The sequence below is a fragment of the Dyella soli genome, assembly GCF_054482295.1.
Map to the genome: position 1 here is coordinate 2,107,701 of NZ_JBTFFU010000001.1, position 13,155 is coordinate 2,120,855.

A 13,155-nucleotide genomic window follows, 5' to 3' on the forward strand; every position below is an offset into this window, starting at 1 on the left:
TCGTACAAGGGGACTTGCAGATCAGGGAAAGGTGCGGCGCATGAATTGCTCAAACAGCGAGTCAGGTAGCCATCCCTTCAGGCGAGGGATCCAACGGGCGAGCGAACCTACCCGGTAGCGCGGTGCCGGCACTTGGGCATGTACGGCCTGTGCGACAGCGGCCGCCACGTGCTCTGGCCGAGTGCGACTCATAAGGCCATCGCGGCGCATGCGCCTAACTAGTTCGGCTCGCCTCCCAGCGAACGGATTGTCAGCCGCACTGACTTCCCGGATCGACTGCTCGAGCGAGCCAGTGGCCACTGGGCTCGGACTGACAGTGCAAGCATAGAGGCCGAGCGGCATCAGCTCCTGGCGGAGCGATTCTGTGTAGCCCTCGAGAGCGAACTTGCTAGCTGAGTAGGCTGCGTTCATCGGAAGGCCGACCTCGCCTCCGATCGAGCTGATATTGATGATGCGACCCGAGCGGCGCTCCAGCATATGCGGCAAGACGGCTTGGACCATGCGCGCAGCGCCAAGAAAGTTCGTGTCCAGCTGGTCCATGAATTCGTGCCACTGAGTCTCTAACACGGCGCCGAAGAGGTCGTAACCGGCGTTGTTGATAAGAACATCGAGGTGGCCCTCACGCCGCAGCAGTTCTCCCACACATGCTTCGACCGAGGCCGCGCTAGTAATGTCGAGATTCAGCACGTCGAGGCCGCTCTGCGGCTCGCCCTCCACTGGGGCGCGCTGGGTCACGTAAACGCGATGCCCCCGTCCGCGGAGCTGGGATGCGATCGCAGAGCCAATCCCGCGCGTGCCACCCGTGACCAGTATCACTCGCGACTCATTCTTCAAGCTTTAGCTCCTGGCGAGCTAAAAGAGCTCGTCAATTGAAGTTCGGTCAAGAACGAATCGATGGCTTGGGTAGTTTCAGAGGGAGCGTCGACGACCGAGAGGTGGGCCGTTGGTAGTTCAATGAAGCGGCCGCGCGTCAACTGAGCGGCGGCGTGCCGAAGATCGTCCACCGGGTACATGGAATCATGCGTTCCGGCGACGAACAGGGTTGGCGCGGCAATGCTGTTCAGACGCGACGCCAGGTCTTCTCTTTCCAGCAGTACCGAGCGAACAGCCCGCGACAGCGCTGCACCGCTTACTCCCCGGATATGCTTGCGGAATCCTTCCATGAAAGCGGACTCACGCTTTCTCGTCTCGGGCATAAAGTAGGCGTCGGCCACGCCCTGTACGTATCTGTTGGTAAATTTCAGCCAGCGAGCACCCCAACTAACGAAGCTATCGCGCCAGCGCGCTCGAGTCTTGAAGACGGGAGTGTTCAGCATGACGACAGCGCGCGTGCGCCCGGGATGCTTTAACGCGAACTCGCCCGCAACGAGGCCGCCCCACGACGTGCCAATGACAACGACAGGCTTGACGATCTGGAGAGTGTCCAGCACCTGCGAAAGTGCATCCGCGCATTGCTCCATGCTGAAGCGCCCCGAGGACGGGCCGCTGGCGCCATGACCGGGGCCATCTATGAGGATCAGTCGGTGATGTTCACGCAGGTCAGCCACTTGCGCGTCGTAGATTCGGTGGTCAGCCAGAACCGAAGGCCAAAGGACCAGCACCTCCGACGAGGCCGCCGCGCGGTTAGGTATGCCGGTATCGTAAACCGCTAACCGACTGAGGTTGGTCAGGATCGACCGGGTCTTGACTGAATCGGGTTCGGAAGGCGTCATGGGGGCCGTCTCTGGAAGGGGTGAGGTCAGTGGCTCGAGATTTGCTGCGGAGCCCACGGGTCGCCCCGACAACCGAAGCGATGTTATAGGCGTTAACTTAGACCCCAAAACCACCAATGTCAACAGTGTTAACATGGACCTATGAATAAACCCCCCGAGTCCGCCGGTGGGCGCTATCACCACGGCGACCTGCGACGAGCCCTGCTTGAGGCTGCGGCGAAGGCTGCAGACATCGAGCACATCTCTCTCCGGGAGCTAGCCTCCGGACTGGGGGTCAGTGGCGCTGCTGTATACCGGCACTTCGCCAGCCGCGATGCTTTGCTAGCCGAGCTGGCTGCCATCGGCATCGCCCAGCTCCAGCAACGTTTTGCTGAGACATTCGATCTTCACTCGCCACCAGCAGATGCCCAGGAGGCGATTGCGCGCCTGCACCGCCTGGGCGTGGCGTACCTGCGCTTTGCCGACGAACAGCCTGCGATGTGGCGCTTGATCTTTGGTACGCATGCCGTCCAGGCCCGCGCCGAGGCTTTGCGCACGGGCAAACCGACTAGTTATTCATATCTGCCGGCGGCATTGCAGGGCCTGCACGAAGCCGGCCTAATGGTGGCTCCGCCGTCGCCCGGAGACCTGTTGTTCACCTGGAGCACTGTGCACGGTGCGGCAGCGCTACGGGTCGGCAACGTAGCTCCGGCGCAGGGCGAAGTCGAGCGCGTAGGCGCTGAGATTGTGCAACGTATTTTGCGCGGAATTGGCGCACGCCCTCAGCAGCCCTGAGCGCGGCAACGGCACGGCCGCCGGCATTTTCCACTGTGAAGTTCGTGAAGTAATGCCATGCCAAGGTATTTTATGTCCGCTTTGGGTCGGAAGCGGACGTTACGGCACTCCAGCATTCACGAAGTAACTCTTGCGCTCCGGTCCCTCTGCCGCAGAGCGCCAGGCGCAGGCTTGGCAGCCGCACCGGCCCATGCAAGGTTGGCTGCACCCCGACCTGCATCGACAGGATACCCATCGCGTCTGCCCTCTGCGCATCACGAAGAACACGGCAATATCAAAGAATCCGCGTGTCGCCGGATAGCGCAACTGGCCTTCGTGGGTCGGATCAGGATTCGAGTTCATGAGTCAGTCCCGCCATGCGCTTGACTCGAACTGCCTGCTGGTCCATGGCCGCATACAGCTGGCCCCACCACCACAGGCGATCTTGCGGTCGAACGGTACCCGTTGACTTGTTGACCATGCGCTCAAACGCCAACTGAGACGCGTCCTCGGACAATCCGCCTGTCTCGAGCCCACGCAGTTCTGCATCCAAAGACAGGAATGCGTCGACAAGCTGAGCTCGCGTGAGGGCCATGCCCGCTATCCTGCCCTTGCTTTCAGAACGGTGCGAAGGAGCCGCTTGCATAGACCGTTCACCTGCAACGTCCTGCTCTTCCGCAAGACGTACAGCTCTTCGATAGACGGTGCGTGCTTATAGGCCCCTCGCCGGAAGGGTCGGAAAAAATACCCGAACCTGGCGAGGGCACCGAGCATCATCGCCCGCCGCCTCGCCTGAGTCTTCGTGCAGCTTCCATTGCCGTGGCAAGTTGCTGCCTTCGAGACATCACAGGAGAAAGCCGCGTGTACGGCTCGCCGAACATGTAATCGAACAGATCAACGACGTATCGGGTGAGCCTGGAAAACCGGGACGGTTTGGACTGATAGCGAAATTGGCCAGCCATGAGCGTTACCTTTGGGGTTGGCGCCGTGCGAATGAGGCCAGGCGACTTGTGGCCTCGGTGGATCAGCTTCAAGTTCCGCCTATCCAGCGGAGACAGTGACCGAACTCGCCGCCGCATTCGATGCGTGCAAGATCGCGGACGCAAATCCAGGCAGGTGTTCCAGCAGGTAATGTGGTGGAGCTGGCCCCACCACAAACCTGGGCAGCTTACTGCTTGGTTGGCACATTCACCGCGTCAATCGCATGGATGATGCCATTGCTCGATGCGATATCCGACTTGGTAATGGTGGCCCCGCCAATGCGGAGCTTGTCGCCATCCTTGGTGATCGTCGCCGTCTGACCTTGCATCATCTTCGGCGTAGTGAGCTTCTCGACGTCCACGGCCGACGCGCGGCCCGGCAGGACGTGATACTTCAGCACGGAAATCAACTCCGCCTTGTTTTCCGGCTTGAGCCAGTTGGCCAGCGTGTCCTTGGGCAGCTTCTCGAAAGCCTCGTCCGTCGGTGCAAAGACGGTGTAAGGCCCCGTGCCTTTCAGGACGTTGGTGAGTTCTGCTGCTTCAAGGGCTTTTCCAAGGGTATGGAAGCTTCCATTGGCGGCGGCTGTGTCGACGAGGTTCTTGCTGCTAACGCGAGAAACGTTGGAATCGTTGTTGGACATGAGTATTTGCCTTCAGTGGAGATCCGCAAGGCGGATCCAGAGCGGACGAAGCCGAAACTCCGATACAGATCGGAGAAATACTCAGAGGGCGTTAGGGAGAGGACCGCGTGGCTGAGACGCCTGCCAAGGAGGAGACTTTCTATCCTGGCGCCCATGCAGGATGCGCGTGTAGTAGTTACGTAAGGGTTATGTGGTGACCGCGCGCAATCATGGTCCAACGATAGTTCGAGCCTTGCCGATGCCGCCGGCCATTGGCTACATCGACTTCGCGCTTCGTGGAATGTCCGCTCCAGGTCGGAAACGGACATTGTCGGCCTATCGATGGTGACCCGGAAGAATTGCGCTCGCTGGAGGTCCGCTGGTGGGTCAGCCGACTTTCCGGATCCAGAAACTCGATCCCACTCCAATCGTGGCGGAGACGTCACCGAGCGTGGCTTCCAGGAGCGGACGCTGGAAGTGGCTCAAATATATGCCTGCCAGTTCTACGTCGTAAAGGTGCGAGCCCGTAAGCAGCGCCCGAAGCACATACTGTTCGTTCCAGCTGCGCGCTTCTGTGAGCACCCACTGCTCTGGGTATTCGAGCGGAAGCCAGATGTCATGGATGTGGATCAAGACGCCCGGTCGAAGGCGAGGAAGCACATGGAAGAACAGGTGATTCACGTCTGAACCGGTCTTGCTGACGTGCGACGAGTCGATGAATAGCACGTCGCCGGACTCGAGCTGCTCGAAGGTGGCCATCCCGACGTCCTGAACCTTGCTCTGGACGAGTTGGACGTGGGGAAGCGTCGCCAAAAACGGGCGCGGGAACGGTTCGATGGCCGTCACGCTCATCGCGCCGCGAAAGTGGCTGGCCACCACATCGTTCATGACGATCGTGGAAAAGCCCGAGCCCACTTCGACGACTCTTCGCGGCGCATAGTGCCGAAGCATACCGGTCAGCATGCGCGCGTCCATCTCGCCGAACTGGCCGTTGTTAGGGTAATACCCGGCTGTGCCGTCAGCTGGCGCATCGGGGGCGAATCGACACTCGCGCATGTAGCCTCCCAACGGTCCGGCGAGCAATGTCGCCTGATGGTCGGGTCGAAAATCCAGCCCGGGCATGTCGGTTGGCGACTGCGTCTGCGGTGACCACACGCTAATCGCGCGGTCCCTGACTTCGGCGCGATCGACAATCGGCGAGTAGAAACTGGAACGCGTCACGTCCAGCCCGGCCCCCTCCTGTAGCACATCCTGCGCCCATCGCCGCAGCCGCATCATTCTTGTCAGCACCTTCGCTCCTTGGTTGTAGATCCTTCCAGATGATAATTCATGGCGATACGCCACTCACACTGGTCGCTTGTGCATACAGGTGCACGCAGTGGCAGACACGGTTTGATCCAAGCGTATCCATGGGGTGGCGAATCTCGCGATGGTGCTCTGGTAGCGCGTGCTGCATTCGGCAGGCCGCGGGTCGTCGTTGGCAATAATTCTGCAATGGACGTGAGTCGATGGCGTTACCACGGGCGTCGCCGGACAATTCAATGCCACTTGTGCCTCTTCCACCTCGGCCTGGTGATTCTCGGGCAAGGTCGGTGTCCGCTCCGGGTCGAAGGCGGACATTGATGCGGACTCCGGTCGGGTTAAACACCGGTGCAGGAACGCGTCAGCCAAAGTGCGGGCCTTGATCGGCGCCATGCCAGGTCACGGCTTGCTCGCCTACGGACGGTCTCGGCGCTCGGGTTACATTGTCCCCCTTCCATCGGCGGCAACGCCGCGTATTTCCCGATGCGCCGTTGGTTTAACGCGCAAATAAATTTTGCGCGGAAGCGATTTGAGTGAGAGGGCTGGCTTTTCGACGACGTGCCACGAGAACATGGCCAGGAGACAAGCCATGGGCCACGAGATGAGAGCATTTGCTGGTGACGACATGCCAGGCCATTGATGCGCCACAGCCTGCTGGATGGGAAATCCCCAAAGGTATACCCCATACGAATAGTCGTCGAAGCGATTGTAGCCGTGCCACGGAATGGCGTAGGCAAATGCAAATACAAAGCTGACCAACGCCGCCCCCATGGCAAATGGGTAAAGTTGGCTGTCTCGCAGGAGCCAGGCCAGGGCAATAGCCACCAATGCGACGGGCCAACCTACTGGTACCCACTGGCGATTGACGAAGCAGAAGGCGCCTACGGCAAAGTACGCGGCCAGATGGATAAAGTCCGGAAGCGGAACCAGTGGGATGTTGGAAGGCCGTAGCAGGCCCCAGACAAACAGCGCCACGATCAGAGTGATCGCCAGGTACCTGCGACCAAGGATTCCCAGAGAACCCGCGATCGCAACCCACAGATACATTCGAACCTCAGCGGGCAAGGTCCAGATCGAACCGTTGACCGCACCATCCATCGGGTTTCCGGTGAACACGCCAGGAAGGTGGTAAGCAAGATACCTCCCAAGCTCAAGATTCTTCGCGACGTAGTGCATGACCTGAGGGGCGTGCAGGTAATCCCGCAGCGGGAGTTCGGTGAAGGCCGCGCCAAGCAAAAAGGCTGAACCCAACAGGCAGAACGCATAGGCGGGGTAGATGCGCAGAAAGCGCGCCCACAGGAAACCGGGAAGATGACGGCGGCGAAGATAGCTACCGGTGATCATGAAGCCGCTGATGACAAAGAAGGCGTTGACCGCGAGGTCGCCCGAATAGATGCCCCAGCCGAGCCAAGTGAACAGATCAGGGTGTGTCGTGTCACCACTGATCGCCGGGCCGTGCCCATAGATCACCAAGCTGGCTGCCACCAGGCGAAGTAGCAGGAAGTTGTCCTGCTCCTGGCTCATTGCATCGGTGAGTGTCCGTACTCGAAATAGTCCCTTCATCCAACGTCTTCATTTTGCCCACGTCGACAGAGTTTACCTCGCGGTGAACTGCCTCTGCCTCGCGGAGAATCCTCTACATAGCTCGCGCCAAAGCAGCTACCACCGACCAGAGTCAATCAGCTCGATATCTAACCATGAGGGCCAGAGGCCTCAGTGATGGAGATTGTTGTCCCCTTGCAGTCTCGGCTTGCGTCCGTTCGGGTCGAAAGCGGACGCTCGAAGACCTGGCTATGCGGCGCTCGCGGGCCGTTTGAATGATTAGTCAGGCGGCTGAATCCGCAACAACCCCTTGGCGGCCAGCGTAAACAAAAGCGCACCGCCAACGAGTGCAGGCCATGCAAGATACAAAGCCACGGCCGGAAAATAGCGGGTCACCAACACGCCGGCCGCAAAGCCAAGCAGGACTCTCGCGACGATGAACATCCAAATTTCGCCGCCGCTCAGGTTTTGGACACGCTGACGATTTCCTTCGAGCATCGCTATTCCCAGGTTGACTGTTGCCAGGGCCTATCGTTCGAGCGGAGCGGACGAAGGTTCTGACGAGTGATAGCTGAACCTCGTACTTCGACGCGAAGGGTCCGCTGCGGGGCGCAGGCGGCCCCTACGTCGACAGCGACCAGTCCACCACTTCCATAACCGCGGAACCGATCAGATCGGGTCGTCGATCGACCGCGCGAGTTCGGTGAAGAGTTTCGGGCCGGTCTCGGTCATGTGCCAGCAGTCTTCCAGGCGGATGCCGAATTCGCCGGGAATGTAGATGCCCGGTTCGTCGGAAAAGCACATGCCAACTGCCAGCGGCGTGGCGTCGCCATGCACGAGGTAGGGCGACTCATGGCCGTCCAGGCCGATGCCGTGGCCGGTGCGATGGGGGAGACCCGGCAGCTTGTAGCCAGGGCCCCAGCCTTCCTTTTCGTAGTAGGCGCGCACGGCGTCGTCGATCGCACCCACCGGGGTACCCAGCCTGGCGGTGGCCAGCGCGATCTCCTGGCCCTTCTTGACGGTATCCCAGACCTTGCGCTGTTTCGCGGTCGGCTGGCCCATCACCCAGGTGCGCGAGATGTCCGATTGATAGCCATGCACGGCGCAGCCTACGTCCATCAGGATCACCGAACCCTCGTGCAGGGTCTGTGCCTGGCGCGAGCCGTGCGGATAGGCGCTGGCCTCGTTGATCAACACGAGGGCGAATTCCGGCGCGCCACCCAGGGCCATGGTGGCGGCATTCATCATGTCGGCAATCTCGCCGGGGCGCATGCCGGGGCGGACGTTGGCGTGGACGTAGCGCAGCGCCGCCAGGGTGACGTCGTTGGCGGTCTGCATCAGCGCGAGTTCGGCCGGCGACTTGATCAGGCGAACCGCTTTGACCAGGGCGTCGCCGGACACCACGTTGTACGCCCCTGCGCTTGCGTCGCGTACGCCGTCGACGATGAACAATCGCGTGGTCGCTTCGAAGGCGATCGGGCCGGAGGTCACGCCGCGGTCGCGAAGCGCGCCAACCAGGCGGGCGAACGGGCTCTCGTGCTCATTCCAGGGCCGCACGTCGCCACGCACCGCCAGGGTCTCGCGGATCGAGGGTTCTTCGAAGGCCGGGGTCACGACGACGATGTCACCTCGCGCCGGAATCACGGCGGCCGTCGCACGCTCCGAGCGATGCCACTGCACGCCGGTGAAGTAGTCCAGGCTCGAGCCCGACTCCAGGATCAGGGCGCCGATCTTCTGCTCGACCATCAGCCGTTGCAGCCTGGCGATCCGCGCCATGCGCTCTTCCACCGGAATCGGCTTGGCGCCGGTCGTCATCGAGGTCAATCCGGCCAGCCCATTCGGCGCGGTGGCCGCGGCCGGTGCGGCCTGCGCCGAGCGGCCGGCCAGCATGAGGGCCGTGGACGCGGCGGCCGTGGCGGCTACAGCTCCAGTGAGGAAGTCGCGACGACGCATGAAGACTCCGGACCGATGGCAAGGATGCTTCGCAGTATGGGGCCGGAGTCGGCGACGCGACTACTGCCCGCCATGGTGCCGAATGGCAGTTGCATCATCACCACGATCTCGTCCGGCGCCCTGCTGTCATCGCCCCAAGGGGCGCCACGAGGGACATCTCAAGTTGCCAAGGGATTGGTGGCCGGTCTCATCGAATGGTCACCGCCACGGTCGGACGCCCGGGCGGCCAATGCCCGCACCGTGGAGCTTGCGACCCGCCGGCTCTTCACAGGGACGCGAAGGACCAGGCGCGAGAATCGTATGGCGAGCCGGTTGCCTGCCGGAAAGCAAGGCTGGATCGGCGGCACCTCGATCCCGGCGGCATCACCACCGATTGACGACAAGGTCGATACGGCCGGTACCCGACCAACGAAACGCAAAGTCGTGAGGAAAGCTCATGCGCACTTCCCAATGGTCCATGGCTGCATTGACTGCGATGGCGGTCGCGGCAGTATCCATCAGCGTTTTGCCCCTGCCCTCAGCGGCGGACCATGCGGCGGCTCCGCACTGGTCCTATTCGGGTGACACCGGTCCCACGCACTGGTCAACCATGGACCCGGCGTTCTCCGCCTGCGCGACAGGCGCGACCCAGTCGCCCATCGACCTCGTGTCGAGCACTGCCAAGGCCGGCAAGGCGGGCGAGTTCCATATCGACTACGAGAAAGGCACCGTTTCCGTCGTGAACAACGGGCATACGGAACAGGCCAATGTGAGCGATCCCAAGGACACCGTGGCCTTCGATGGCGACACCTATCGGCTGGCCCAGTTCCACTTCCACACGCCGAGCGAGCACACCACCGACGGCAAGCGCTTTCCGCTGGAGATCCACTTCGTCAATCAGAATGACCGGAAGAAGATCGTCGTCGTGGGCGTCCTGGTCGAGCTTGGCAAGAAGAACGACAGCCTCGCTGCGCTGTTCAGCCACCTTCCTGCCTCCGGGGAGAAAGCGGCCACCGAGAGCAAGCCCTCCGTGTCGGTGGACCTTGCCTCCGTGCTTCCCAGGAATCATGAGGCCTATGTCTACAGCGGCTCGCTGACGACGCCGCCATGTTCGGAAGGCGTGCGCTGGATCGTGCTTTCGCATCCCATCCAGATGTCCCAGGACCAGATCCACTCGTTCTCGAAAATCTTCCCCGACAACCATCGCCCACTGCAAAAGGCGAATGGCCGGGAGGTTGATGACGAGACGGAGTGAGTGGCGCCAAGCGTCCTGATGCGCCTGGCGCCCGGGCTCTCGTTCTGAACCAGGAGCATTCCGCGAGGCGGGAAGCCCGCGGCGAGGTCACCGCAACGGCAACGCCGCTTCCCTACGGCCCCATGCTGGTCATCTGTTCCGCCACCGCACTGCCATGCTTCGCGCCAAGCTCATAACAATGCTTCCCGGCCGGATGGTCCCAGCGAAGCGCAGAGCCCGCCGGGATATAGGCGCCCGAAGACCGTCCCGATGGTTCGGAGGCGGCATCGAAGCTCGCGCACAAGCGGTACTTTTCGGCCCCGATGACGGCGTACTCGTAGGCTGCCCCGCTCACCGGGTCGCCGGTGAGGTTGCGTGCCATACCCAGCGATGCCAGGTCAGGCGGCAGGGCCTTGTGTTGCGACCAGTACTCGGTGATCTGCAACGAGATCACGCTCAGGTCGGACACCCTGCGCGAGTCCAGTCGCAGCGCACGTTGATGCATGGGCGAGCCGAGCACAAGGAGGCCCGCGAGAATGGCAGCCGCCATGCCGATGGAAGCCGCGACGGCAAGGATTCGCACGCCGGTGCGGGCCGTCATGCAACACGCTCGTCGGCACGCAAATCCCACAGGTAGTAGCCGAAGACGGTACAGGCAATGACGGCGGCGACGGCGACCTTGAGCACGAAGCGAACGGTGATTTCCCCGCCAAGCACGCCATCGACCAGGGTGATCAGGTCACAGATAAGCACCACGGCGGCAACGAAGAGGGTGAGATAGGTCAACCATCGGCGCACGGCGGACTGCCGTTTCACGGGCTGGCGGCTTACCTCGCCCCGAATCCTCGCGGACAGCCACAGGAAAACCGGGAAAGCAATCAGGATCGAGGCCACCGACCAGCGGATGCTTCGCGCAACGCCATTGCCGTAAGGAGTGGCCACGTCCGGAAAGCTGCGGTTGATCAGCTCAAACAGCAGGCTGCCGAAGTGGTAGACGCTCAGGTACAGCGTCGTGAACAGCACGAGATAGACGAACGCGTCCCGCGCCGACAAGTAGGGCCGCGGCCGGGGCACGGGTACGGCGAATTCCACCTCGGCAAAACTGCACAAGGCAGTGCGCACCTGCTCCGGCGCCCAGCCCGCATCCATAAGCGCCTTGTCGACGCTCTGCCTGGAGCAGCCACGCATGAGCGCGCTCCGCACGAACCGTTCCAGGTCCTCTGTGCTGCTAGCCATAACTTCCCCTGTTGGTGGTCAAGCACGATGAAACCAAAGATACCTGTTGATACGGGCTACGCAAGCTGCGTTCTGTGGCGACCATCGGGTGCCGGGCCTGCGCCCTTGCGTTCAACGCCGTGGATCTCATGGACTGCTGCGGGCTGAAAGCGGACGTCAAATGGCCTGTATCCGTCGGGGTCGTACACCATCTGACGAACGGCATCGAGAGAAAGCCCGGGCATCGGGTAAGGCCAGCCTGGCGTATTCGACGCGTCGACGTCACCTGGAATGACCATGGGATTTCGAAGTATCAGGACGGCCGCTTCGAAGTCCATCCCTTGGTCGTCGATCAGCCAGCACCTGGCGGGCGAATTCGCCTGCGGGCCCCCGGAGCGAAACCATGACCCACACCGGAAAGCCACGTCTGCCGAGGCGCGCTGCGCCGGCGGGTCAGCCGGACCAGGTGGTATCGGAAGGGTATGGCCCGACCTGCAGGGCGAACGGGGCGTTTTTGTCCGGCCGGCGTCGCCGCTGGATCGGCGCACCGCAGGATCTTGCAGTTCCCCGCTGCCACGAACTCGCCCTTTCATCGGTGGATCAGCGGTGTGGCAGCTACGTGACAGGCCCTCGCCCCGACGGCGGCCGTAAACCATATGGCCCCCATACGGCACTAACACCGGGCGCAGGCTTGTTTATGCCTCGAGCTGGAGCCGAAAGAAGCAAACGCGATCGCCAGAGGAAATCCACCCACCATGCTCGCACTCAGCCAGCCAGCTCTCGAAGAACGCCTCACGGCGGGACCGCGGCCCAGGCACGTCGTTCTCGGGGTAAACAATTTCTGCAACCTGCGTTGCGTCATGTGTGACGTTGGCACCGGCAATGCCGAGACCAACTTCGGCGCAAATCTGATGGGTGCACGGACGCGGGTCATGCCGTGGAAGCTGTTTCAACTCATCGCCGATGACATGGCGGCCTTCTGCCCCGAGGCACACCTGGGCTTCGCCTTCACCGAGCCGCTCGCCTGGCGGCCGCTCGGCGACGCGCTGGCCTATGCGTCTGGGCTGGGCTTGCATGCGACCGTCACCACCAATGGCCTGCTGCTGCCAAAGCGGGCAGCCGAGTTTGCGTCGGGCCGCTGCCGCAGCCTGTTCGTCTCGCTCGATGGTCCGGCGGCCCTGCATGATCGCATCCGGCGCCATGTCGGCAGCTTTGCGCGGGCCGTGGAGGGGATCCGTGCCGTAGCGGCGCTGGAGGGCGCGCCCGAAATCTCCGTCTTCTGCACGATCAGCGAATACAACGTCGGGCACCTCAAGACCTTCCTTGCCGACATGAGTGATCTGCCACTGAAACAGGTTGGGCTGATCCACAACAACTTCGTGACGCCGGCACTGGCCAATGAACACAATGCGCTCTATGGCGCGACCTATCCTGCGACGGCCTCGAACAGCTTCGAATCCGATCCGACGACGATCGACGTCGCTCGCCTGGCCGACGAGCTGGCCGACATCAGGGCGGCGACCTGGCCGTTCGCCGTCACGATCCACCCTGATCGCACGAGCGAGGCCGACCTCGACATCTATTATCACCACCCCGCGCAATTCATTGGCCGCCGTTGCCACGACGCCTTTCGCATCCTGATGGTCGATGCTGACGGCGAGTCTGTGCCTGTTCATGGACGGTGCTATCGGTTTCCGATCGCCAATATCCGCGACGCCGGCCTTGAAGGCATCTGGAAACACTCGAGCATAGAAGCGCTGCGGACAACACTCGCCGAGGCCGGAGGCCTTCTGCCCGCCTGCAGCCGGTGCTGCGGCGGTTTTGGCACTTAGCACCGGCCCCACCGCCTGGGCGCGCCGTTGGAA

Annotated in this window: 13 protein-coding genes; 3 read left to right on the plus strand and 10 right to left on the minus strand. The window is 62.1% G+C overall.

Annotated features, from left to right (window positions below):
* Positions 1-21: 21 nt before the first annotated feature.
* Together ACXU4B_RS09700 and ACXU4B_RS09705 are read right to left on the minus strand one after the other, a co-directional pair.
* Positions 22-816: an SDR family NAD(P)-dependent oxidoreductase gene (locus tag ACXU4B_RS09700; protein ID WP_240734099.1), complete on the minus strand. Its 795-nt coding sequence runs from the start codon at positions 814-816 to the stop codon at positions 22-24.
* Between the two features lie 14 nt (positions 817-830).
* Positions 831-1,712 (minus strand): alpha/beta fold hydrolase, encoded by an 882-nt coding sequence (locus tag ACXU4B_RS09705; RefSeq protein WP_165583177.1) that lies wholly within the window; start codon positions 1,710-1,712, stop codon positions 831-833.
* Positions 1,713-1,853: 141 nt separating this feature from the next.
* Between ACXU4B_RS09705 and ACXU4B_RS09710 the strand changes: the two genes are divergently transcribed.
* A complete protein-coding gene (locus ACXU4B_RS09710) occupies positions 1,854-2,486 on the plus strand; it encodes a TetR/AcrR family transcriptional regulator (RefSeq protein WP_131409981.1) in 633 nt (210 codons plus the stop codon).
* A 325-nt stretch (positions 2,487-2,811) separates the two neighbouring features.
* Here ACXU4B_RS09710 and ACXU4B_RS09715 read toward each other — a convergent pair whose 3' ends face one another.
* The 6 genes from ACXU4B_RS09715 to ACXU4B_RS09740 form a co-directional block, all read right to left on the minus strand.
* Entirely contained in the window at positions 2,812-3,060 is a 249-nt protein-coding gene (locus tag ACXU4B_RS09715; RefSeq protein WP_131409983.1) for a hypothetical protein, read from the minus strand.
* A 573-nt stretch (positions 3,061-3,633) separates the two neighbouring features.
* Positions 3,634-4,086 carry a fasciclin domain-containing protein gene (locus tag ACXU4B_RS09720; RefSeq protein WP_131409985.1) on the minus strand — a complete coding sequence of 151 codons (453 nt, stop codon included), beginning with the start codon at positions 4,084-4,086 and terminating at the stop codon, positions 3,634-3,636.
* 366 nt (positions 4,087-4,452) lie between these two features.
* The gene (locus ACXU4B_RS09725; RefSeq protein ID WP_131409987.1) at positions 4,453-5,343 is read right to left on the minus strand and encodes a class I SAM-dependent methyltransferase; all 891 of its coding nucleotides are present in this window, start codon (positions 5,341-5,343) and stop codon (positions 4,453-4,455) included.
* A gap of 462 nt (positions 5,344-5,805) precedes the next feature.
* Positions 5,806-6,930: an acyltransferase family protein gene (locus ACXU4B_RS09730; RefSeq protein WP_131409989.1), complete on the minus strand. Its 1,125-nt coding sequence runs from the start codon at positions 6,928-6,930 to the stop codon at positions 5,806-5,808.
* Between the two features lie 258 nt (positions 6,931-7,188).
* A complete protein-coding gene (locus ACXU4B_RS09735) occupies positions 7,189-7,407 on the minus strand; it encodes a hypothetical protein (protein ID WP_131409991.1) in 219 nt (72 codons plus the stop codon).
* 171 nt (positions 7,408-7,578) lie between these two features.
* A complete protein-coding gene (locus tag ACXU4B_RS09740; protein ID WP_131409993.1) occupies positions 7,579-8,862 on the minus strand; it encodes a M24 family metallopeptidase in 1,284 nt (427 codons plus the stop codon).
* Positions 8,863-9,298: 436 nt separating this feature from the next.
* Here ACXU4B_RS09740 and ACXU4B_RS09745 point away from each other — a divergent pair, with 436 nt between their 5' ends.
* Positions 9,299-10,096, plus strand: a complete 798-nt coding sequence (locus tag ACXU4B_RS09745; RefSeq protein ID WP_131409995.1) for a carbonic anhydrase — start codon at positions 9,299-9,301, stop codon at positions 10,094-10,096.
* Positions 10,097-10,208: 112 nt separating this feature from the next.
* On the opposite strand, the gene ACXU4B_RS09750 is transcribed toward ACXU4B_RS09745, so the two are convergent.
* Positions 10,209-10,676 carry a hypothetical protein gene (locus ACXU4B_RS09750; RefSeq protein WP_131409997.1) on the minus strand — a complete coding sequence of 156 codons (468 nt, stop codon included), beginning with the start codon at positions 10,674-10,676 and terminating at the stop codon, positions 10,209-10,211.
* Positions 10,673-11,263: a DUF5671 domain-containing protein gene (locus ACXU4B_RS09755; protein ID WP_458910863.1), complete on the minus strand. Its 591-nt coding sequence runs from the start codon at positions 11,261-11,263 to the stop codon at positions 10,673-10,675. Before ACXU4B_RS09755 ends, ACXU4B_RS09750 begins: the two co-directional genes overlap by 4 nt.
* A 782-nt stretch (positions 11,264-12,045) precedes the next feature.
* Here ACXU4B_RS09755 and ACXU4B_RS09760 point away from each other — a divergent pair.
* Complete coding sequence (locus tag ACXU4B_RS09760; protein ID WP_131410000.1) at positions 12,046-13,122, plus strand: radical SAM protein; 1,077 nt, start codon at positions 12,046-12,048, stop codon at positions 13,120-13,122.
* The last annotated feature ends 33 nt before the right edge of the window (positions 13,123-13,155 follow it).